Below are 21,355 nucleotides of genomic sequence, written 5' to 3' on the forward strand. Positions count from 1 at the left end.
TCGGAATTTTATAAATCACTAGGCGCGACAGGACGCAAGTAGAGTTTATCTTTCTTGAAGTGCGTTGGTCGCCAGTCCCAACCAGCGATAGATACGCTATCTCGCGCGCCAGCAATATACGACACTGAGCGCAACACATTGACACCCTTATCAAAGTTAATCGCCTTATCGGCCTTTAGAACGAGTCTACCGTCTTTTTGGCTATGCAAACCAAAGGTGCAACCTGAGATTGTTACTAACAAATCCAACGGTAGCGCTGGTGCGTTCTTTTTCGGGAACTGACGGCGCTTAAATTGTTGTTTTAATTGGTTAACTTGAGTTTCTAATTGCTGTTCAGCACTTGGTGGGGGAGTAAATTTCATCACAGAGTTATCCACAAAATTCGATGTGTTCGGAATATTAACACGTCCAAAAGGAGTTTAAATAGATAAAATTTTTGGTAAACTCTAGCGCCAGATGGTAACGCACCTTGTTCGGAATCGCTTTGATACAGAGACTTGTTTGATCAACCATTTACGATCAATAATAGGGGAGTTTTTCTGTAATTAGATCATGGCGATACCGTGATAGAGAGAAAGTGATTCGATTTCGGGCAACAGAAAATAAAAAAGCCCGCTTTGGCGAGCGGGCTTTCTTACTGAAATCGAGCTTTAAGCGGCTAACTTAAAGCGTCACGACAAACGAACTTAAGGAAAGTCATTATGCCGTAATGAATTAGACCGAAGCCTAATCAGGCGAGACATTTAGTTGGCGACTAATGCCTCAAATGGTTAGTAATTAGTTTAACAGTTTAGATTGAGCATCAATCTCAGCGAACGTTAACACAAATTACACCACACTAAAGCAGGTGTAAGTATAACGTTCAAAGAGATCGGTGGCAAATTTTTACGCCTTTTTTTTTGAGCAAATTTTATGCAAAACACACCGCTTTTACTGCATCCTTGCTACTGGAAGTCAGGATTCAGAACCCAAGCCTCCAATATCAAAGCCAATAAACCGTCGGCACAACGTAAACTTGCTTGCCTACTAGAAACTATCTCAAGCCATATTCTTAAGCATGGCCATACCTGCTTTGCATCAACTACTCGATTGGTACAGGTCTACAACGAGAACTGCGATCGCTATGGTTGTCGTCCAACCACTTTTGACACTCTCAAAAAACAACTGAAAACAGCAGAAGGCTTGAACTTAATTGTCCGAGAACAGAAGCCAAACAATGCAACAGGTCAGAATCTACGTCACATCACTCTATGCGTAGACGCCATCCAAGAAATGTTCGCTGGCGCATACAAATACGCGCTACAAGCTGCACAAAAGCGTTTTAATAGACAAAAACGGCACTCAGGGGGGGCTTCTGTGGAAAAACCTATTGAGGCCAGTGCTGACAAGGCTTGCGAGCAATCAGACAAAAACAAAAATGGCACTATAAATACAAAAGATCTCTCTACAGAGAGTAAAAATAAAATTAATAACGGTATCCCGTCTGATTCTTGGTTTTTGAAGATCTTCAAACGTGACGCTGACGAAGTAAAACAACTTCAACTAGCAGCTAAGCAAGGCCGCCTATCAGCTAATGGAGCTCGTCGTGTTATCAAGCTGTACAACAAGCACCAAGAGCCTTTAGCGCCTAAGTTCGTGTCATACCTTAAGTTTGTGATTGCTAGCTGGCACAACAAGGCTGCAAGCGCCGTGAAAGCTAGCGTGAACAAGGTTCGTGATACAGCCACCATGTTAGCAGAGTACATGAACACCATTTCCGAGAAAGAGTCTCAAGGCTTAGTTGAATACTATCGTGACACAGTCGGGCGAGTACAAGTCAGGTATCTGTAATCACTGCTTGATGTGAGTATTTCTATACATACGTGACCTAAAATGTGTCATAATTACCTAAATCTTGTTATTTATGGATGTGCATTTGCATGAGTGATGAAGAATATTTCTACCCTGCGGTAAGCGATAACCTCCCGAAACATATCAAAAAAGGCCATCAACTGGTCTTTAGTCGTCAAGATCTATCCGCTAGGGAAGCAGATATGTTTGCGTTGATGATTGCACATATGAAACCAAGTGATTGGGAGCAGAAAACACCACACTATGAGTTTACTTCACATCAATTATCAGAGTGGCTAGGTGTTGAGTCTAAACATATCGGTAGCAACTTAAGTCCAGTAGCGAACCGCCTAGCTAGTCGAAAAATCGGGATAAAGGTGGAAACCCCGAAAGGTGATATTGAATTCGACTATAGACCTCTTTTTAAACATATCGCTTATAAACACGGCATACTTACGATGGTTCCTAACGATATGCTAAAACCTGAGTATATTGAATATAATCAAGGATTTGCTCTGATTAATACTCGCAATTTCTTTGAGGTAAAGAAGGAGTATTCTAAGCGCTTGTACGAACTGCTTAGTCGCTTCAAAGACAAGGGCTTTGAAATGCATGCGCAAAAGCTTAGTGAACTGAAAGGAATATTTGGGCTTTTGGACGAATCAGGGAAGCTGAAAAAAGATAAAAGTTCCTTCAAAAACAACAGCGTATTTATGAAACGTTGTATCAGGGAAAGCATTAAAGAACTTTCTGAACACCCTCAGATTAGCAAAGAGCTTCTATTTTTAGAAAGCAGCCAAGGTGATAAGGGTTTTGAGGTTGTAAAGAAAGGTAGAACCATTACTGGAATCAAGTTTCTCTTCCGGTGGGTTAAACTAGGTTCAATTGATGAACTAAATCAACACGATGCTCTTAAGACAATTCGACAACTTGAATTGAAAAGGCTTCAAAACCAAGTCAGACTCACCGAGTCTGAACTAGAATCACTTGCCATCGCGTACCGCTATGTGGGTAAAGAAGACCACGCTCTTAAAGTTGAAGCTAGCTTGTCAAAGCGACACTCAGAAAAAGAGCAACAAAAGCATGATGATGGAATGCATGAATTAGAGTCGTTAATGGAAAAGATAGATACCCTTTCAGAACTAACCGATACACACGATTACTGATAGCTAACAAGTTTTAGGTCATGGGCTCGATAGATGACATTTTCTAGGTTGAAATGAGCTATGTGACACATTTTAGGTATATGGGAGGGAATTCGACGTGATCATTGACTCGAAAGTAGAAAAAACCGGACAAGACTCCTATACAACCATCTCACACACCTAAAATATGTCATTTAAGAACAGAAACACCTAAAACCTGTTATCCAATCACCTGATATATGATCACTTTCACCTAGATTATGTAGCACTAAAGCCTGTAAGAAGATCACAAACACCTAATAAATGATCAATTAAACCTAGATCTTGTTACTTAAAGACCTAAAAAAAGATCTTTAAACGAGTTAAAACCAATTGAAATCAATACGTTACGGTTCCTATAGATCTTATAGGTCTATAGTTTCCATAGATTGATATAGTTAAATATAGATCTTTATAGCGTATGTGGATAACTGGAAAATCAAAGATTTACACAGTTTCCCACATACACAACAAGTTTTTGTTGTTTAGATGAGTGAATGATCCTAGCTATAGACAACGGCATGCTACAACGAATAGCGACCGCATTTGTGTGAGTCCTTTACAAAAACACGAATTGACAGGAAATATTAATTATTGGATAGTTGTAAGTGTGCTCTAGAAGCAACAATGTACTTCTAGAGCAGCGTTGGTTAACCGAATAGTGCTTGAATAATAGCTGCTACTAGGTTGATAACAGCTATGACAAGCTCAATGAGCTTACTCATATAACCTCCGACGGTTTTGAGTGTTGTAGCTATGTAAGTCGTATTAAGTGACTGGTACTCACCTAATGCGCATTACTTGAAGTGAAGCTTTTAGCTGCTTCGAGCTTGGTTGGTGATTACATAATTACCTCCAGTAATTAAAGGTTGGGTTCTTCGAATCCAACCTTTTTTTATATTCTTCACACAATCAAGGTTATTAGGGAACGTTTTGTTCCAAGACTTGCTGTGCCTAGTATTCCAGACTTTTTGCTAATTTTGCAAAAACCCAAACGAGTTGGTTATCTCTTTCAGGTTAAGGCGTATGAAAACTCCCAAGTCCTTATGTCCCATTGTTATCAGATAATTCCCCTCTCATAAAGAAACGCTTTGAAAAATATTCATTTCTCTACATGAATCGGGATATGAGCAAGATTATTATCCTATAATTCATATTCATTTTTCCTTTCTGCTTGATGCAAACCTCAAAAGAAAGTTGCCGCTTCCAGCAGATGGGTTAGCGCATTCAATATATTGCTGTTAACTCATCTTATCCTGTTAAAAACAAAAATGCTTCCCCGTACAACTTAAGTGGTTAAGCTTGCTATAATTTGGCTATTTCTTGCCCACTAATTTCCAATTAGCCTAAGTGTTGACAGCATCTTATCAACTATTTGACGTTGATAAGATGCTAAACGATCTGTCGTTATGGTCACGTAAGACGTCTGTTTTTCACTATACCGCTTTTTTAAATTGAATGCGTGTTTGTAGGACTAACGGTCGAGTTTTCTTGATGAATCAATTCCAACCAACTTTCGCGATTGATGCTTTCTAACTTTGATTTTGTTTCTTATAAAACGACAGTATTGTTTTTTGTTTTGGTTATTTTTTTTTTTTTCTGGTTTGCGTTCTATTAAATCCCGAACGTAAAGCGCTTTCTCTATGAGTGGGCGATTTTTTTGTGCATTAAATTATTGAGTGTTCGGATAAAATATTGAGGCAAAAAAAAGCTTCGAGTTTCCCCGAAGCTTTCCATTACTCTTATCCCGATAGCTAAACGTATCCGTCTATGCGAGGTGGATTTTATCATCATCCACTTTGAAAAGAGAAGTGTTTAACTTGCTAAGTATCTTTTCTACTGGGATTCTCCACATTTTACACAAGTCATTTAGGTTGTTCTGACCGCTCTTAATTGCATTGGCCAAAGCGAAGTCTAAGACGCTGTTCGAGGTATTACTCTTTAACGTCTGCTTGGATTTGGTCGTGAACTTTTTTGCTGTTGTTCTCTGACATTTGCTGATTCCTCATATGAGTCTGTTTGCCTGTTTGCTGAGAGCAAAACACATCGTTTCGGTTTTTGTGTCAATGCGTTTTGCATTGTTTTTTGAGTGTATTTATACTGCGAATAAAATCGATGTGTTCGGAATGAGAGATGAGTGGGGAAATTTCTGAAATTAAGCGATCTCAACTGGAACAACGGCAAAGAGAGCGAGACGAAAGCTCACCATCAATCCTGGATACATTCGAGGGCATAGAGCTTACGGACGAACGCGAAGCTCTGGCGAACCGGTTACAAGATGCCGATGTGACATTGGATGACAAGCCGGATCGCTGCCCGACTTGCAATGGCACTGGTTACACCAAGTCGTTATTTAGCAAGTGGGAGTGCTGTAGCTGTTTTGGGACGGGTTACGACCTTTCCGATCCGGTTGCCGTTATCAAGTGGCAAAAGCTCTGCCTAGATTGGTCAAAGAATCGGTTACATGAATATCGCGTTGCCTTGATTAAGGCGACAACAACCGAGGAAGAACGACTAGCAAGTGAAGTGGAGAGCTTCTATGAAAATGCGAGACGCAAAGACTAAACAGGCCGCTCGAATCCAATCGCTTGAGTATCGACAGCAACGTGCAGCGCGAATCAAGCGAGCGAGACGGCATGCAGATTTAACCATACTCGAAATGAGCAGGTTAATCGGGTTATCACCAGACACTTATCGAAAAATCGAGAATGGCGAGGTGAACCCAAGGGTGCAAAACCTAGAACTGATAGCGGTCTACACAAGTACAGACGTGGGTTATTTGTTCTTTGGTGATGCGATTTCTAACAGAGACAAAGCGGTAAAGAGAGATACCGGAGAATAACGAATGGCTTCAAGAGGCATTAACAAGGTCATTCTGGTTGGTAACTTGGGGTCAGATCCCGAAATCCGATACCTACCAAATGGCGGTGCAGTAGCGAATATCACGATCGCTACATCCGAAACTTGGCGCGATAAAGCGACAGGGGAGAACCGAGAAAAAACCGAGTGGCATCGAGTGGTGTTGTTCGGCAAGTTGGCCGAAGTGGCGGGGGAGTTCCTACGCAAAGGGTCACAAGTTTACATCGAGGGGCAATTGCAGACTCGCAAATGGAAAGACCAGCAAGGCCAAGACCGTTACAGCACAGAGGTAGTAGTTCAAGGCTTTAATGGCGTGATGCAAATGCTTGGCAATAACCGAGCTGGTGGCCAGCAACAACAAGGCGGTTGGGGTCAACCTCAACAACCACAGCATTCACCACAGCAACAGGGTGGTTGGGATCAATCTCAACAGCAATACGGCGAGCCACCAATGGACTTTGACGATGAAATACCGTTCCAGAACGAGTTCCGTCATTACAAGATGCTGAGTTACGTGGCGGCTTAAACGGTGAGTAAACAAAATTTAGCGTTAGCAACTCAAGGCGACTTACTGATTGTGTTGCGTCGAATGACCATTAAAGCGCTTATGGAAATGCGCGAGGCGACAGGCGAAACGGATTTTACTGACACACTAAGTGCTTTTTATTTCAGTAACCGTGCAATCGCGGCAGAAGTAAACGGGTGTTCGGGTCATGTAGCCGAACTAATCCAAGACAGCGACCTCGACTACGTTCACAAAGGTAGCGAAATACTGGTTTGGCTGGATGACTTAGAAGAACGCCTAGAGCGCTTTGCTAACCAAGAATAAAACACTTTAACCCTATTCCCTTATCCCAATTTTTGAGTAGTAGAGAAATTTTCCGATGAGCGATGTTTTTACTGTAGAGCTTCCTTGGGGACTTCCTGAAAATTCGCCAATTGAAATCAAAGAATTTGAGATCCCGCTTGTTGGTTTGATGCAGCACATCATCGATGACTTGCAATTCAAACTATCCCAACGCACGGCCAAGGCCGACGAGGCGCTAAAGCAAAAATATCAGGCAATGCTTGATGAACGTACCGAAATCCTTGCAGCGCGTGACCGCGCAATGGCTGGTACTGAGGTGATGCGTAAAAAGCGTAACGAAGCCGAGCAGATCGCAGCCGAGCTACGCGAAGAAAACGAGCGTCTAGGTAAGGACAACCAACGCCTAGAAGCAGAGATCAAACGCCTTACCACTGAGTTGCGTCACGCTCAACAAGAACTGGACGGCATTCCTAAGCTGGTGGAGAACAAGGTAGCCGCTGCATTGGCTAACCAAGTGGCATCATCTGGTGAACTGGAATCGCTTAATCAGCAACTTGAGAGTGTTCAAGAGCAACTACGCATTGCCGAGGACAAACGCAAAGCAACCGCCGCTAAGAACGCGACATTGGATGAGGCATACAAGGCCACTGAATCAGAGCTCACCAAGAGCAAAGAGCACATCGAAATGCTAAGTGAGCTGGTGGCGACTCAAACCGAGCAAATCAACAGCATGAGCGAGGGATTGAAGAACGCTGACGAGAACTATCACTACGTGATGCACAACATTGATGAGGTGTTGGCCTACGCAGCGATCATTGCTCACGAAAACGAAGAACTGCGCAACGACAACCTATATCTAGGTGAAGCGGTTCAATACCACGATCTTAAATCCGTTTGGAAAGGCGGTAACTGGCAAGCCTACATGCTTTGCAAGGCGACAGCGATTCAGCCTCAAGAGGGTCTAGGCAAACCGGATCAGCGTTTTGGTCTGATTTACCTAATGAACACGCATACCGGAGCTGGCCACACGGCTTACATTGGTGAAGATGGTTCCCTATGTATGTCTAAGCTGCTACACGAATCGTGCGTACTGCCACAAGAGTATTGGGAAGAATTTACCGAGGCCGCTAAGCAAGTGCCAGTAGACCAAATTGAGCGAGCTTTAGACCGTGCAGTTAAGCGCACAAAGAAAGTCGTGAGTGTGGCCAAAGTCCTCGATTTGGATTGGTGTACCCAAGTGAACCTAGTAGAGATTGCGCAGCGCTTAAGTGATTACGTGCCTCAACATGAGCTAAACCGAGCGCTAACACACATTGAACGTGCGAAAGAGCTTGCACCACGCAGCGTAAGCCTAATTAAGCGCATCAACAAACGATTCAATACAGAGTACGCGCTGCATTCCGCTGGTGGCCGTATTCCTGACACACCAAAGAAACCAAGCAAGCCTAAACGTAACCAGAAACGAGGTAAGCGTAAGTGAGCGAGACATACAAGCCATTTTCAGCCGTGCTAGTGACGTACCAATGCGATGACGAGCAGTGTAAAGGCAATGTAGTTCGATTAGGTAAGGTGCGCGTCGATAATGAGTTTGCGCATCGATGCGAGAAATGCAGCAAAGGGTACATGCTGGAAAAGGAATACCCACACTTGGCGCACCAAAGCCACAAATACTGAGAAGAATTTAAACCCGCAAGGGATACGCTCCCTTGCTTTTCCTACCCCTAATAAATTGTTTAAGCCAGAAAGCGAGAGGCATGAGCATGAACACTCAAGAACAGTTCGAAACATCCTGCGAAGTTAACACAATGATGGTCGGTTTTAATCCCGAAACAGGCGGAGTGGTTTTGATGGCTCCCTATTATTACGACCATTACCGCGCTGTGCGTGATGTGGTTCTTCAAGCAATTCCAATGCACGTAAGCAAGGTGTACGAGTATGACGAGAACGACAAAGATGCAGTACCGCCTCAAGTAGTCGTGGGAGTGGCGACCAAGATTGCTGAAACGCTACTGATGGACAGCAAGCTATTCCAATTGGCGATGAGTGCCGCTAATGAATTGGAATATGTGTACAAGGGGGAGGAAGAATTTGATCCCGAAATGCACTTGCCTTTGGTGTTAACGAACCTATCTCAACAAGCTTGCGATTACCTGACGAACGAGCTCAAAGACAACATTAAATCGGCAGATGACCGCCTTGGTGGTACGTCAGAAGAAACTAAGCAGATGCTTAGCCTTGTTATAGATATGCTTGACATGCTGAAAGTGGAAACCAAGCCGGATTCAACCGTAGAAGTTAAGAACGTTCAACGAGTTGTAGCTAACGGGGAGACTATTCACTGATGCTGAGAAAATTTACACTAGCGGCGGCCTTGCTGGCCGCTTTTCAAGCGCATTCAGCGCCAGTAGTAACCCCTGTTCGAGTTGCACCTATGCCAGTTCGTGTTGCTCCTGCGCCTGTTCGTCCGGCAACGCCAATCAAAGCATCCACCAGCACAACAAGCACGGCGGCGAATGCTGCTTTAATGATGACCGTGCCAATGATTGTTGCTAACAGTTCTGCGGCACAAACCGATTCTAGCGGCTCGCTGGTGGTCAATCCGATGTTCTTTACGGCTTGCTCGACAGAGCAGTATGAGAGCGCCTTGGTATTCCAAGAGGTGTGCAAGGTAACGAGAGGTATCAATTCATCGTATTGCCCTATCTTGTCGTTCTTTCGAGAGTGCGACCGAGTGGAGTCTGTAGAGGGCTTACAACCAATCAAACCTGAGTATAAACACGTATTTTTTAAGAGTGAGTAAAACAATGACTGAGCAACATTGCGGAACAAGACTTGTTAAAGGGCTGTCTTTTAAATTTGACGAGGAAAACAAGCGTGTTCACTTAAGTCCAAGTTTTTATTTTGACCATTTAAGAAATGTTCGTGAATCGGTGAGGCGCAAGCTTGATGAACGAATGTCGGGCGCGCCAGATTCAGTGCTTAAGAGCTTTCCAAAGCTCTTTAATAGTGTATTGGCTGACGAGCGTTTGATGACATTCTCTCAAAAGTGCTCCGAAGTATTGAGTAAGCCTTGTGAGAGCCGTGAGGATGCGCGTCAACAAATGGGAAACATTGCTAGCGAGCTGGCCAATCAATGTAACAAGCAAGTGGCCAAGGTGCTAAGAGCTGAAAATGACATTTTAAAATCGAAAAACGCAAGCCTTGAGGGGCAGCCATCCCCAATTGAGCTGATAGCGATGGTGCTGGAATCGATGCGCTCAAAAGCTCGCAAAGTACATAACCCCGAAGTAAGCACAATACACTAATCGAAAGATCATAACGTTAGGCCGCCTTGCCAAGCAGTGTGAGGCGGCAAAAAAGAGGTACAAAGTGGCTAACGTTAACGACTCCAATATCATTTCCCGTTTGTTATCCATTCCTGAGTGTTATCAGCTCGATTTCTTTGTTCGCAGTGCGCCAGCTATCCAAGACGACTCAACCTATTGGGACACGCTAGGAACGCTATGGAAAGCGCAAGGCTCGCACCAACATCAATGTGTGTGGTCGTCCCTGTTTACGTGCCGAGACGCAACAAGCACAAGGTGATGAAATCGTCAGAGCGCAAGGCGTTCGCCAAGCTACCCAAGGTGATCACGGCCTACCGAGCTATCAATGACGAATCCGAAATCGAAACCGCACTTTGTTGGACGCTATCTGAGGACATTGCTAAGCGTGTTTTCTCGCAAGGTGGCCGCCGCAAAGTGGTAGCTAAGCAATTCACCAAGGACGAGGTATTTGCCTACTTTAACCGCCGTAAGGAACAAGAGATTTTAGTAACACAAGGGCTTATCTAGTTATGGCCAAGGCACCACGATTCGATCACTCTTTCCTCGCAAACCAAGTCGCTAAGCGCAAGAAGTGGAAAAGCAAAGGCGTGAAAGCTGGCCACGGTGGCGACTTCAATATCGATGCAGCACTTAACGAGATTAACCGTTCTGTTAATCACATCATCAATCCGGTATCGATAAACGTCCCTAATACCGCGCTGGTGGATAAGTCGGAACTACCAGCTTGGCTTATCCGTATTCTTGAGAAAGACAATGACGTTGCGCGCGCTGCAACACAGAAGAAAGTGGAACTGGATTCACCACACAAAACGCGCCTTGCACAAGGGATTAAGCGCCCGAAAGAGTTTAACGACACGAAACTGGCCGAACACTGGTTACAGGTGCGTTTGTTCTACACGTTAGAGACGCAGTACAAGGACATTTACCCACTGGTTTTCTCAATCCCGAACGGTGGCTATCGAACACCTAAAGCGGCTTCGATGATGAGCTATGAGGGACAAAAGAAAGGTGTGCCAGATATATTTTTTCCTATCCCGAGAGGGGGGTATCACGGGTTCTTTTTGGAGGTAAAAACGGAAAAAGGTCGCCCAAGTAAGGAACAACAGGAAAAGATAAAAATGTTCCAAAATCTAGGGTATTACGTGGTTGTGGCCAAGGGGTTTGATGAGTGCATTTGTCAAATTAATAGCTATCTCCAATTGCCAACATTTGATAACAAAACTAGACTGGCCGCATAAGTATATAAAAAGGGCTTAGTTTTCTCATGTTAGCGAGTGAATATCACAGCATTGGCCAAAAGCCAGTTGATTTAGACGTGTTAGAAGCAACAAAGGTAGTCCGTAACTTCCTATGCGATTACCTTTACTATGACAAGTTGTTGCTAAGCTATGCCCCCGCAGGGGAATTTGGTAGCGCTCAAGCGTATCGTTGGCTTACTGGTGGTCATATTTGTGACTACGATGCTACTGGCGACACAATTGCACCAAGAGAGAAGATCAACTATCGAGTGATTAGAATGCTATTCGATGCTGGTCTAATCAAAGTGAAAACCAATATTCGAACACCACATACTCGCTGCGTCATCTTCGAATGGGTTCGAGACATTAAGAAATATCGTCGTGAAATCCTCCGTACTAAAATCTTTGGCGAGAATGTTTATCTGACTAGCGCAATGATTGATGCTACAGCGGCGCAATATGGTCTGACCGTGACGTTTGTCGGTGCGAGAGGTGTCTTTGAGATATTGGATGGTAATGGCAACTCAATCCCGAACGGCCAAGCCAAGAACACCTACATATTCATGAATAGTGTTGGTGAGCCAGTAGGCCGACTACGTGATATGTCCTATTGGGAATGGGAACAATACTTATACGACACAGCGACACGCGCCAAGCTGCGCAAAACGCCTCTCAAAGTTCGTGATGGCATGCGCAGCCACTTTTCGGAGTTCAAACGAGCTTAATCAAATCCTTGATCATCTTTCCACAAATACCGCCTATATGGGCGGTATTTTTTTGTATTAAAAACAGAAATTGTGTTCGGAATATTTACGGCGTGTTCGGAATGGTTATAATCGTCGCATGGCAGGACGTAAACCCAAAAAAGACGCCTTGACGCCTCAACAGCGCTGGAATCGTCATCTGGCCAAAATGGCTAGGTTCGACATTAAACGTCAATACTATCGCGCCAGCGCGACACAACGAGAGCAAATTAGGCGACTCCAAATAGAACTTGGCTGTAGCAGTCGAGAAGAACTGGTGCTTTACGCCATCAATCTTCTAGGCCAACAGCACGGAATTTATCTGAAAGATATTCAAGAGGACTTAGCGTGTCTAAACAAAAAGCCGTAGGTAAGCACGAACTGATCTCAGCAATGAAAAAAGAAACGGGCGCATTACGTGAAGAATGCGAGCTGGTTTTTGATGCCTTTATCGAAGAAATCTCAACTCAAACCATGATTGAGGGCAATGCTGTATTGCTTAGTGGTTTCGGTACGTTCGCACCTCGCCTTAAGAAAGCGCGAGCTGGCCGTAATCCAAAAACGGGAGCACCAGCGATTGTAGCTGCGCGAGACAAGCTGACTTTTAGTGCATCGGATGTATTCCGCGATGAGCTGGCAAACAAGGTAAACGAGATCAAGGGGGCACATTAATGAGCACACGCTTAAACCGAACTGACATTGAAAGAAACATTTCTAAACGCCTTGGCTTAAAGCTTACTGGTGATGATGCAGAGCTGGTGGGCGATTGTCTGGATGCAATGATCAATCACATTCTGGTTGAGATTGCGAAAGGCCGTGAGGTGCAAATTCGAGGCTTTGGCCGTTTCCGTCACATAGAGCGTGAACGCACAACCATTAATCCGGCGACGAAAGAGCGCTTAGGTGTCAAAAACGAGCACAGCGTATTGTTCTCTGCTTACAAGGGCATGGTACGCGTCCATGAATGATAGCAAGGCAATTGGGCTGCGTGTCTTTATCGGCTCTGTTCGACTACTGGCCATAACCATTGTGTTAGCGCTGGTGGCTGTTGTCGGTATTGGCACATACAGCTTTTATGGATTGGTGGTCTATCCAAAGATAGAGCGAGTGAAGATTGATTTGGACGCAGAACGCATCGAGCGCATTACGGTAGCGGCCAAGAGTGGGGAGAAGTCAGAGAATGGCGCACCTAGTCAAAAGTAAGACCGTCGAGGGCGCAAAGAACAAATGGGCGACTCGTTGGGACTGTTTCTTTGATGCTCAATTCCTCTTTCGACGTGATACCGGAAAAGAGTTTGTTTTAGACGTGGCCGCCGAGCCACAAACCGCCAAGGTGAACCGCTTCTACGTGGCTCCTGACTGGATTAACGAACAGCCGAGTGGATTCCCAAGCCTTAAGCCAAAACACAAGGCCGCTCAGCTCCTAAACCCTGTTTGTGTTGGGTTCGATGGCCTACAAGGCGAATGGGAAGATGGCTGGTGGTGCAATCCTCCGTTTGACCTTAAGTTTGAGTTTCTGGAAAAGGCGCTAGAACAAGCCAGAAAAGGCCGTGACGGCATGATGCTGTTACCACATGAAGAACTCACAACGTGGTGGCTGGACTTGGTTGAGGGCTACGCCACGATGATTTACAAGCCGGATGGTCGTTACCCGTTCTATGAGACAGATGGACACACCAAAAAGCAAGGTGTGAACTTCGGCAGTGCATTAGTGCTCTTTACCGAGAAAGGTCTACAAACACCATCCATGCGCTTTAACCGTAAGGTAGGCAGAACGCACCTTACTGATATCTATGAGCAAATCGCTAAAGTGGCTTAAGGGAGTGAGCTACTATGAGTGTTCAATATCAGGGTCAATCGATGAGCGTGTACCGTCTCGCTCAGTTAACTGGCTATCCAATGACTTCCCTTTATCGCGCGTATCACAAAGGACTACGAACCGGAGAGGAACTACTGGCCGAGGCTACCAAGCACCTTGTGACCTACCAAGGCAAGGTAATGACCGCAAGACAGCTATGCGCCGCTACCGATACCAGTTACCGCAGAGTGCTAAGACGCCTTAAGGCTGGTGTACCCGCTGAAAAGGCCGTAAAGGACAACGTAGACCGCCGAGGAAAGAACTGCGCATCCAAGTTATCCCCTAGTGAAGTTCTACGCATCTATGAGCTGTTATTCACTAAACAGGTATGCCAACACACGTTAGCCGAGGAATACGGCGTACACCAGTCCACGATTAGCGACATATGGCGACATAAACGTTGGGGATGGCTTACTGCTCCGCTTCGATACCAGTTAGAGGGGAAAGCAAGCAATGAGTAAGACAGGAAAGACAAGAGCCTATGTATTCACGCTTAAGGTGAAGAAAGCGCGCCTAGTGACGGTACTTAGATTTAAACACCAATGGTTAGCCTACATGGCCATCAAGCATCTGAAAAAGCGATTCTGGTTTGCTGAACTACAGTTTTGGCAAATCACGACTCTTAATGCGCTCTGGTACTTGTTTTTGATAAAGATTGGCTACTATGAAACACTCAAGAAAGCCACCAGCAAAAAGCGACAGAAACTATCTTTAAATGGGTAAAAATCACAAAATGAAATGCAAACTAATATTGTGATGTGTTCGGAATGAGTTTAGTATTGTTCCCATAGGGCAGTGACGGATACGACTTCCTATACGGTGCGCTTGTTTAATAAGGTTGTGCAAGCGTTGTAGGGTAAAACCTACAGGCTCCCAAAGAGGGCAAAGGGTTGATCTTCGAAAGAGGGTCAGCCCTTTGGTCTTCGGTATAGGGTTAATCTTTATCGAAGTCTTCGAGCTCTGCCTCTACACCATTCTCGAACCATTCATAAGTGGCATTATCTGTAGTCTTTAGAATGTCATCGAGGACAATGGCCTTGATAATATCCCTAGGAACACGGTATCTAAAAGCAAGCTTTCCTGACTCGTATGCTGCTCTCTTTATTCCATGCTCCATGCTAGCTACGTACGATGCATATCCAGCAATATAACCTACAGCATAACTCTGAGGTTTTTCGCTCATAGCAAGCCCTGATACAAGCGTTCCAGCTGAGTAACCATCCTTTTTCCCTAGCTCAAACTGTGCGTCGTCCATGCTAAATCCTTAATTGTTTCGGTTGAGATATTAGGCAATGCTATCACTTATCTATTGTTGCACCAATCGAAGTGCAGAGAATACATAATGTTACTCAAAGCATGAAAAGTAAGTAGAGAGGTGCCAATTTCAGCAACAAGCTTGTTTGTAAAGGTCAGCCTGGAAGCAAAATCGCTTGGGTCATTAGGATAATTAAGTATACTGCCCACAATGAGTGCCGTAGAAAAAATAACCTGATAAGCTCACGCTATTAACTAGATGTGGGCTGGTATGCAATGGAATTTTGAATACTTTCGTGCTTATTAAGGTAATGAGAATACAAAGAATAAAATGTGAATTAGCGTTGAAGCTAATTAAACGAGAGAGTCATGTTTTTCAACAAATCGCTTCAGAAAGAAAACCAAAGATTAAAGTAGGATTTACATAGCCTGCAACAGATCCATAGCAGCTTAAATGAGGAAATGCTTTGTTTAACACTCGATGGCAAAGGTTGTATTACTTCAATAAATACTAATTTACAGCAACAAATGCTGTTAAATGATGCTGATGTTTTAAATAAGTGCATTTCAGAATTAGTGCCACCTAACGCGCGAGGTACAGAGCACTTTCATAGGATGAGACGAGCTGTTCAAGATAAAGCGTTTTGGAATGGCGCATTACAGGTTCTTAAAGGTAATGGTGAGGAGTCGTGGCTGAGAGCGGTGATCCAACCTATTTGGGATGAGCATGAAAATGTGGAGAGTATTTTTGTATTTGCGACAGAACTTACACGAACAATTAAGTCATCTCATGAGCAAGTAGATATGCTGAACGCCATAAGTCGCTCTATGTCAGTGATTGAGTTCACATTAGATGGTCATGTCTTAAAGGCGAACGAGAATTTCCTAAAAATAATGGGCTACTCTCTTGAGCAGGTAGTAGGAAAGCACCATCGTATGTTCTGTGAACAAGAGGAAGCTGACTCTGAGTCTTACCGCCAATTTTGGCAGCGGTTAGCTGCTGATCACTTCGTTTCTGAGCGATTCAAGCGGCTCAATCGTTACGGTGACCCCGTATGGTTGGAAGCTTCATATAACCCTATCCATAATGATAGAGGTGAGTTGTATAAGGTCGTTAAGTTCGCTACGGAGATTACTCAACAGGTAATGCAAGAGCAGAAAATGGCGCAGGCTGCACAGTTGGCTAATGATGTTTCCCAAGAGACGGGGATACAAACACAGCAAGGGCAGCAAGTGATAAGATCTACACTCGATAAGATGAAAATACTGTCGGAGCAAATGCGCGAAGCAAACACTGCAATTGATGAATTAAAAGCTCATTCAGCACGTATCAGCGAGCTAGTAAATAGCATTAGTAGTATAGCTGACCAGACTAACCTACTTGCGTTGAATGCGGCGATAGAAGCAGCACGCGCAGGCGATCATGGTAGAGGCTTTGCCGTTGTTGCTGATGAAGTCAGACAGCTTGCTACAAGAACCAATGTAACCACCGATGAAATTGTCACAATGGTAAGTGAAAACTTACAGCGAACGGACAACGCAGTTAAGCTGATTGCAAAATGCCAACAGGAAGCGCTCGACACACTCGAATTATCAGAAAGTGCGGGTGTAGTTATGAATGAGATACAAAATGGAGCGAGACAGGTTGTTGATGCAGTGGAGCAGTTCAACCGAGTGCTGTAGTAATGCCTAGAGTTTGGGGTGTGTTAAATTATCATTCCGAACGTATAATTTTATATTTGGGTAAATTACATGGTTTCCATAGTGGCGGCTGTGTTTTCCTTTAAAAATCTTAGACAACTGTGCTCAAGCGCCTTTGGTTATTCCATTGGCGCTTTTTTCTTGATTTTTCGAGGTAAGTATCAATATAATTGCCTTGTTTTCGTGTGAAGCGTACAGCTTCGGCGAGTGATTCAAAGAAGGTTTGCAAAAGAGAGTTAAAGAGCTGGTAGAAATACTGGCTCTTTTTTTATGTGTCGCGTTTTAATCTATTGAAAAGGCGTTTTGAGTGTCCTATATTTACCTCACTCGCAAGAAAATGGACGTGGATACTCCAAAATATAGATGGCCAATTGATTGGTTATTGAATTACCTGTTATTGACAACTCCTCAAAATCAAAAGGCCACGGTAAAACGTGGCCTTTTTTTATGTAAAAAATGCCATTTTTAAAAAGTCTATTCGGAATTAAAAAGGTCGTAAAAAGCCAACTAAAATACATGCTACCGAGAAAATGAATACGCATGTGATTCGCTGGTGGTTCCCCGAAGCGAATAGATTCAAACAGTACCTATCAAATGGGGTAAAAATCGGCACTGGCTGGCGGTTTAACACATCCCCAAGCCAATGCGACACACAACCGCATCCAAATCCACACAGAATCGCACCTAGAATCGTGCTGGTGGCTTTTAACGCCTCAATGAGTACGAATGTCTCCCCTATTGCCAAATGATAGCCATAAGCCGTTACAGCGAGTCATATCGAAAGGATGTGGGTGTAAGTTCGGTGCGGGATTCTGTCAAATTCAAGCCAGTCCGGTGCGCTCGAACCGCTTAAGCAACCAAGAAATGCCAGGATTGAATGTAGTGGTGTTGTGTCTGCCATTAAGGCGAGAGGAACGGGCGCAAAGCACAGTGCGCCCCAAGCGTGTCCTGTTCGGTTCATTCAGCTTCGCATCGAGCGCAATACGCATAGACGATAGCACTCATCGCTATGGTTCGATTGCGGTAGTTGGTGGCCAATTTCTCAAACGTCTTTGCAACTTCGGGGTCAATCCAAGGACTGATTTGGCGTGTCCCTACTAGGTCGCCCTCGATTATTTCGGGGTGCTTTTCTGGTAGTTGGTTTGGATCGGTGTTGTTGATGGCCAACTGATACAGCTCGGTCAGGGTAATCCCGTTCTGTTCGCATTGTTCGCATGCTTTTGCGTGAGCAAGGCGTGAAATTCGCACTTGAAGTAGCGCTAATCCCTTTTCCCGTTGGCGGGTTCTAAACATGGCTTGTCGTGCTTTGGTTTTGGCTTTGTGTCTGAATTTGATGCGCTCGGGTGCTTTCAAGGGGGTATTCCTTTCGTCACGTAGCGCGTTGTCTTGGGTATGGGGGAAAGGTGGCTAGTGAGATAACGCAGCCAATTACTATATCGTGCCGCAGAATCAATTGTACATGAGTAGCGTTACTCACTAGCAGGCCATGATTATATGCAGAAAATCGTTACTGTAAATACTATTTAATGTCGCGTTATAAATTTTTGCATTTAAAACCTTATTGACAATCAAATGATTGTTTTAAGTGGCCTCGTTCGTATTGTTGTTACCTGTTTAAACTATGTATTATTCCGAACGTAACAAAGTTTATGGGGTTTAACCGTGTCCGGCAAGATTGACTATCAGGCTCACCAACAGCAGTTTTGGGAGCAGTTAGAGAAGCAGCCGACTTTGACGCTGGCCGAGTATTGCGAAGCCAACGGATTGAAGTACGGCACCGCTAAGCGATATATAAAACGGCCAGCCAAAACGGGCGGCAAGTTCCAACCGTCCGTTATGCCAAAAATCAAAGCAAAAAAGACCAGTCAAGGCAATGACTGGCATTCCCTTTTGAAAGAATTTCTCGTGCGTGGCGCTCAAAACCCAACGCTCACGATGGCCGCTTTTGCGAAAGATAAAGGGGTGAACGGTGCGACATTGCGCCGCCAGTTTAATTCCATGCGATCGCTGCCCGAGTTTGATCGATTATTTGATCTTTACGATGAGCAATTAGCGAAATTTCAAGAAGCGAAAAACGACAAGAAGAAAAAAAGGGCTGATAAATCAAAGTCCAAAGAAGCGGGGGCAACTGCGCAAGCGCAAAGTGCGCAAGGCGATCGCGCGAAAACAGGGGGTATTGGATCACTGCGCAACCCGCGATCAGTTGAGGGACTTTCGCAGTATTCCAGTGCTCAAGTGGGTCGCCCTGTTGTGCATGGTGGTTATGCCCGTAGTGCGGGTATTACTGGCGAAATCATGGATATTCTCATGGATACCGATCCGCTTTCGGTTTGCAACGAACTGATTATTGCCCGTTCGCAGTATTACCGAATGAATGAGACGTTAGCTAAACGCCTTAAAGAGATCGATGAAATGGAAGAAAGCGGAGACATTCCGCTCGATGACGAAAACCAGCCAGTAGACATAAACGCCATGCGTGACCGTCTCATCTTTGGCTATGGCACCAGATTGCGTGAACTGGAATTGAGTATTTCCACGATGGCCAAACAAGAGGCCAAGCGCTACATCGATTTGCGTAAACAGGAATACGCTGAATTGATGATGCCACACTTACTGCCAGCGGAAGAAACCAGCCTAGTAATAGAAATGCTTTCTCTGCGCACTAAGAACAACTGGACAGCCTTAGAGACGTGTCAGCAAATCGAGAAGTTAGGCGCACGTCCACCAGCAACGCTATTGCATGAAGCTAAGGTAGAGCTAGCGAACCTAGAACCAGAAGTAGACGACACTGGTATCAGTGAGCAAGAGCTGGATGAGCTGTTTGATGACTACACGTTAGAGCAGATTGAGCAGCAAGATAACTGGCTACCTGCGCGCAAAGAAGAAGTAAACCGACGAATCAAAGAAGCCGAAGACCTAGAGAACGGCGTAGAACCTACCCTATCCCCATCCCAAATACAAAACGAAGCCGCTAAAGAGCAAGCCTATGATGACCTCGATAACGAGGGAGTGTCGGGGTTTGACGATGTAGACAGCTTCGAGGTACTTGGTGGCTAGACGAATAAAGAGCGTAACACAAGATCCCCGTTACCCTGCCCTAGTTAAGCGGTATCGCTATGACTGGAAACGCCTCGCTGTTGAGCTAGTCGGTAAGAAGCCGAGCTGGCAGCAGCGCAAAATCATTGATAGTGCTCAGCGTATTGGTGCGCGAACGACTGTCAGCTCTGGCCACGGTACAGGCAAGTCAGACATGACCAGTATCATGATCATTGCTTTCATGCTCTGCTTCCCCAATGCGCGTGTTGTGCTGGTGGCGAACAACGCGAGACAGGTACAAATCGGTGTATGGAAGTACCTAAAATCCAACTGGAACACGCTCTTACAAAAGCATGGTTGGTTACAGCAATACTTCACCATTACCGAGACAGCCTTTTTTGAAAACTCAGCAAAAGGTATCTGGCAAACCAGTGCTAAATCGTGCCGTATTGGTAACGAGGAAGCGCTAGCGGGTGAACACGCTAAACACTTGTTTGTTATTGTCGATGAGGCGTCAGGCGTCTCTGATAAGGCTTTTGGTGTGTTAGCGGGTGCATTGACCGAGAAAGATAACCGAATGCTGTTATTGAGCCAGCCAACGCGCCCTAGCGGCTATTTCTACGATACGCATCACCGATTAGCCGAGCCTAGTGGTCGATGGCGAGCCATCCGGCTTAACTCCGAGGAATCTCCGTTCGTAACCGTGGAATTTATCCTCGATAAGCGATTGGAGTATGGCGGTCGAGAGGCACCGGAATACCTGATTAAAGTACGTGGGGAGTTCCCAAGTTCCATTGCTGGCATGCTGCTTAGTCGGGATGCACTGGACAAAAGCGCAAGGCTCAACCTCGATATGCCCGATGGTTGGGGTTGGGCTGCGCTGGTGGACGTGGGTAATGGTCGTGACCGCTCGATACTCAATATCTGCAAGGTTTGGGGTCAACGCATGGAGCGCATCGTTAAGAGCGTGAAATTGCTTGAACAACCAAGCACGGTCGATCCGGTTCGGTTCGCTGACATTATCCATGCAGAGTGTAGTGAGGACTTGTACCCAAACATCACGATAGCAGTGGATAGTGACGGTGTAGGTTATGACACGGCGACTTGCTTAGAACGCTACGGACGGCGCGTACAGCGCATTCGTTGGGGTAAGAAGATGCACTCCACCAGCGATAAGCAGCGTTTCTTTAACCAGCGTGCGTATGCCAATGTTATGGCTCGGGATGCGATAAACCAAGGCCGCATGCAGATAGATAAGAACGTCAAGACGGCAGAACAAGGCAGTAAAATACCTTGTGCAATCAACGAGTCAGGCCAATGGGTAATGATGCCAAAACCGATGATGAAAGAGAAAATGAACATCCCATCACCTGACCGTTGGGATACATACTGCTTTTCTCAATTGGTAGATTATGTGCCGCACGAAATGGAAGTAACAGAGAGCATGCTAGAGTCTCGCAGTTCCGTAGAACAATGGGTACTGGAAGCGCTTGAATCGGACGATGCTTAATTCCGTTG

General features: G+C 45.0%; 27 protein-coding genes. 24 read left to right on the forward strand and 3 right to left on the reverse strand.

Annotated features, from left to right (window positions below; translation table 11 throughout):
* Positions 1–8: 8 nt before the first annotated feature.
* Positions 9–362 (reverse strand): hypothetical protein, encoded by a 354-nt coding sequence (locus R7P72_RS18145; RefSeq protein ID WP_064369748.1) that lies wholly within the window; start codon positions 360–362, stop codon positions 9–11.
* 550 nt (positions 363–912) lie between these two features.
* Here R7P72_RS18145 and R7P72_RS18150 point away from each other — a divergent pair.
* The 21 genes from R7P72_RS18150 to R7P72_RS18250 all read left to right on the forward strand — a co-directional run bounded on the left by R7P72_RS18150 (position 913) and on the right by R7P72_RS18250 (position 14,569).
* A complete protein-coding gene (locus R7P72_RS18150) occupies positions 913–1,830 on the forward strand; it encodes a hypothetical protein (RefSeq protein ID WP_213986481.1) in 918 nt (305 codons plus the stop codon).
* Between the two features lie 89 nt (positions 1,831–1,919).
* Positions 1,920–2,996 carry a replication initiation protein gene (locus R7P72_RS18155; protein WP_054577229.1) on the forward strand — a complete coding sequence of 359 codons (1,077 nt, stop codon included), beginning with the start codon at positions 1,920–1,922 and terminating at the stop codon, positions 2,994–2,996.
* A 2,151-nt stretch (positions 2,997–5,147) separates the two neighbouring features.
* A complete protein-coding gene (locus R7P72_RS18160; protein ID WP_169628932.1) occupies positions 5,148–5,579 on the forward strand; it encodes a hypothetical protein in 432 nt (143 codons plus the stop codon).
* Positions 5,554–5,856, forward strand: a complete 303-nt coding sequence (locus R7P72_RS18165) for a helix-turn-helix domain-containing protein (RefSeq protein ID WP_169628931.1) — start codon at positions 5,554–5,556, stop codon at positions 5,854–5,856. The genes R7P72_RS18160 and R7P72_RS18165 overlap by 26 nt, the downstream gene beginning before the upstream one ends.
* A gap of 3 nt (positions 5,857–5,859) precedes the next feature.
* Positions 5,860–6,399 carry a single-stranded DNA-binding protein gene (locus tag R7P72_RS18170; protein ID WP_064369743.1) on the forward strand — a complete coding sequence of 180 codons (540 nt, stop codon included), beginning with the start codon at positions 5,860–5,862 and terminating at the stop codon, positions 6,397–6,399.
* 3 nt (positions 6,400–6,402) lie between these two features.
* Positions 6,403–6,702, forward strand: a complete 300-nt coding sequence (locus tag R7P72_RS18175) for a hypothetical protein (protein ID WP_169628930.1) — start codon at positions 6,403–6,405, stop codon at positions 6,700–6,702.
* 55 nt (positions 6,703–6,757) lie between these two features.
* Positions 6,758–8,161 carry a hypothetical protein gene (locus R7P72_RS18180; protein WP_169628929.1) on the forward strand — a complete coding sequence of 468 codons (1,404 nt, stop codon included), beginning with the start codon at positions 6,758–6,760 and terminating at the stop codon, positions 8,159–8,161.
* Positions 8,158–8,355 carry a hypothetical protein gene (locus R7P72_RS18185; RefSeq protein WP_169628928.1) on the forward strand — a complete coding sequence of 66 codons (198 nt, stop codon included), beginning with the start codon at positions 8,158–8,160 and terminating at the stop codon, positions 8,353–8,355. Before R7P72_RS18180 ends, R7P72_RS18185 begins: the two co-directional genes overlap by 4 nt.
* A gap of 86 nt (positions 8,356–8,441) precedes the next feature.
* Positions 8,442–9,023, forward strand: coding sequence for a hypothetical protein (locus R7P72_RS18190; RefSeq protein ID WP_169628927.1), 582 nt, complete (start codon positions 8,442–8,444; stop codon positions 9,021–9,023).
* Positions 9,023–9,481, forward strand: a complete 459-nt coding sequence (locus tag R7P72_RS18195) for a hypothetical protein (protein WP_169628926.1) — start codon at positions 9,023–9,025, stop codon at positions 9,479–9,481. The genes R7P72_RS18190 and R7P72_RS18195 overlap by 1 nt, the downstream gene beginning before the upstream one ends.
* A gap of 4 nt (positions 9,482–9,485) precedes the next feature.
* Positions 9,486–9,986 (forward strand): hypothetical protein, encoded by a 501-nt coding sequence (locus R7P72_RS18200; RefSeq protein WP_161607486.1) that lies wholly within the window; start codon positions 9,486–9,488, stop codon positions 9,984–9,986.
* Between the two features lie 198 nt (positions 9,987–10,184).
* The gene (locus tag R7P72_RS18205; RefSeq protein ID WP_318110738.1) at positions 10,185–10,514 is read left to right on the forward strand and encodes a hypothetical protein; all 330 of its coding nucleotides are present in this window, start codon (positions 10,185–10,187) and stop codon (positions 10,512–10,514) included.
* 2 nt (positions 10,515–10,516) lie between these two features.
* The gene (locus R7P72_RS18210; protein WP_169628925.1) at positions 10,517–11,245 is read left to right on the forward strand and encodes a VRR-NUC domain-containing protein; all 729 of its coding nucleotides are present in this window, start codon (positions 10,517–10,519) and stop codon (positions 11,243–11,245) included.
* 26 nt (positions 11,246–11,271) lie between these two features.
* Positions 11,272–11,970 (forward strand): hypothetical protein, encoded by a 699-nt coding sequence (locus R7P72_RS18215; RefSeq protein ID WP_017634077.1) that lies wholly within the window; start codon positions 11,272–11,274, stop codon positions 11,968–11,970.
* Between the two features lie 118 nt (positions 11,971–12,088).
* Positions 12,089–12,358: a hypothetical protein gene (locus R7P72_RS18220; RefSeq protein WP_169628924.1), complete on the forward strand. Its 270-nt coding sequence runs from the start codon at positions 12,089–12,091 to the stop codon at positions 12,356–12,358.
* Positions 12,337–12,660 carry an HU family DNA-binding protein gene (locus R7P72_RS18225; protein WP_052484255.1) on the forward strand — a complete coding sequence of 108 codons (324 nt, stop codon included), beginning with the start codon at positions 12,337–12,339 and terminating at the stop codon, positions 12,658–12,660. The genes R7P72_RS18220 and R7P72_RS18225 overlap by 22 nt, the downstream gene beginning before the upstream one ends.
* Complete coding sequence (locus tag R7P72_RS18230; RefSeq protein ID WP_169628923.1) at positions 12,660–12,956, forward strand: HU family DNA-binding protein; 297 nt, start codon at positions 12,660–12,662, stop codon at positions 12,954–12,956. Before R7P72_RS18225 ends, R7P72_RS18230 begins: the two co-directional genes overlap by 1 nt.
* Positions 12,949–13,191, forward strand: a complete 243-nt coding sequence (locus R7P72_RS18235; protein WP_017634081.1) for a hypothetical protein — start codon at positions 12,949–12,951, stop codon at positions 13,189–13,191. Before R7P72_RS18230 ends, R7P72_RS18235 begins: the two co-directional genes overlap by 8 nt.
* Positions 13,169–13,807: a DNA N-6-adenine-methyltransferase gene (locus R7P72_RS18240; protein WP_074190797.1), complete on the forward strand. Its 639-nt coding sequence runs from the start codon at positions 13,169–13,171 to the stop codon at positions 13,805–13,807. The genes R7P72_RS18235 and R7P72_RS18240 overlap by 23 nt, the downstream gene beginning before the upstream one ends.
* A 14-nt stretch (positions 13,808–13,821) precedes the next feature.
* Positions 13,822–14,307, forward strand: a complete 486-nt coding sequence (locus tag R7P72_RS18245; protein WP_169628922.1) for a hypothetical protein — start codon at positions 13,822–13,824, stop codon at positions 14,305–14,307.
* Complete coding sequence (locus R7P72_RS18250) at positions 14,300–14,569, forward strand: hypothetical protein (RefSeq protein ID WP_169628921.1); 270 nt, start codon at positions 14,300–14,302, stop codon at positions 14,567–14,569. The genes R7P72_RS18245 and R7P72_RS18250 overlap by 8 nt, the downstream gene beginning before the upstream one ends.
* A gap of 211 nt (positions 14,570–14,780) precedes the next feature.
* Here the strand turns inward: R7P72_RS18250 and R7P72_RS18255 are convergent, their stop codons facing one another.
* Positions 14,781–15,101, reverse strand: coding sequence for a DUF2623 family protein (locus R7P72_RS18255; RefSeq protein ID WP_169628920.1), 321 nt, complete (start codon positions 15,099–15,101; stop codon positions 14,781–14,783).
* Between the two features lie 428 nt (positions 15,102–15,529).
* Between R7P72_RS18255 and R7P72_RS18260 the strand changes: the two genes are divergently transcribed.
* Complete coding sequence (locus R7P72_RS18260; protein WP_309303825.1) at positions 15,530–16,783, forward strand: PAS domain-containing methyl-accepting chemotaxis protein; 1,254 nt, start codon at positions 15,530–15,532, stop codon at positions 16,781–16,783.
* A gap of 975 nt (positions 16,784–17,758) precedes the next feature.
* On the opposite strand, the gene R7P72_RS18265 is transcribed toward R7P72_RS18260, so the two are convergent.
* Positions 17,759–18,154, reverse strand: a complete 396-nt coding sequence (locus R7P72_RS18265) for a hypothetical protein (RefSeq protein WP_169628917.1) — start codon at positions 18,152–18,154, stop codon at positions 17,759–17,761.
* A gap of 309 nt (positions 18,155–18,463) precedes the next feature.
* Between R7P72_RS18265 and R7P72_RS18270 the strand changes: the two genes are divergently transcribed.
* Together R7P72_RS18270 and R7P72_RS18275 are read left to right on the forward strand one after the other, a co-directional pair.
* Positions 18,464–19,858, forward strand: coding sequence for a hypothetical protein (locus tag R7P72_RS18270; RefSeq protein ID WP_169628916.1), 1,395 nt, complete (start codon positions 18,464–18,466; stop codon positions 19,856–19,858).
* Positions 19,851–21,347, forward strand: a complete 1,497-nt coding sequence (locus tag R7P72_RS18275; protein WP_017634087.1) for a hypothetical protein — start codon at positions 19,851–19,853, stop codon at positions 21,345–21,347. The genes R7P72_RS18270 and R7P72_RS18275 overlap by 8 nt, the downstream gene beginning before the upstream one ends.
* Positions 21,348–21,355 lie beyond the last annotated feature (8 nt).

The organism is Vibrio sp. Vb0888 (assembly GCF_033338835.1).
Classification (GTDB): domain Bacteria; phylum Pseudomonadota; class Gammaproteobacteria; order Enterobacterales; family Vibrionaceae; genus Vibrio; species Vibrio alginolyticus.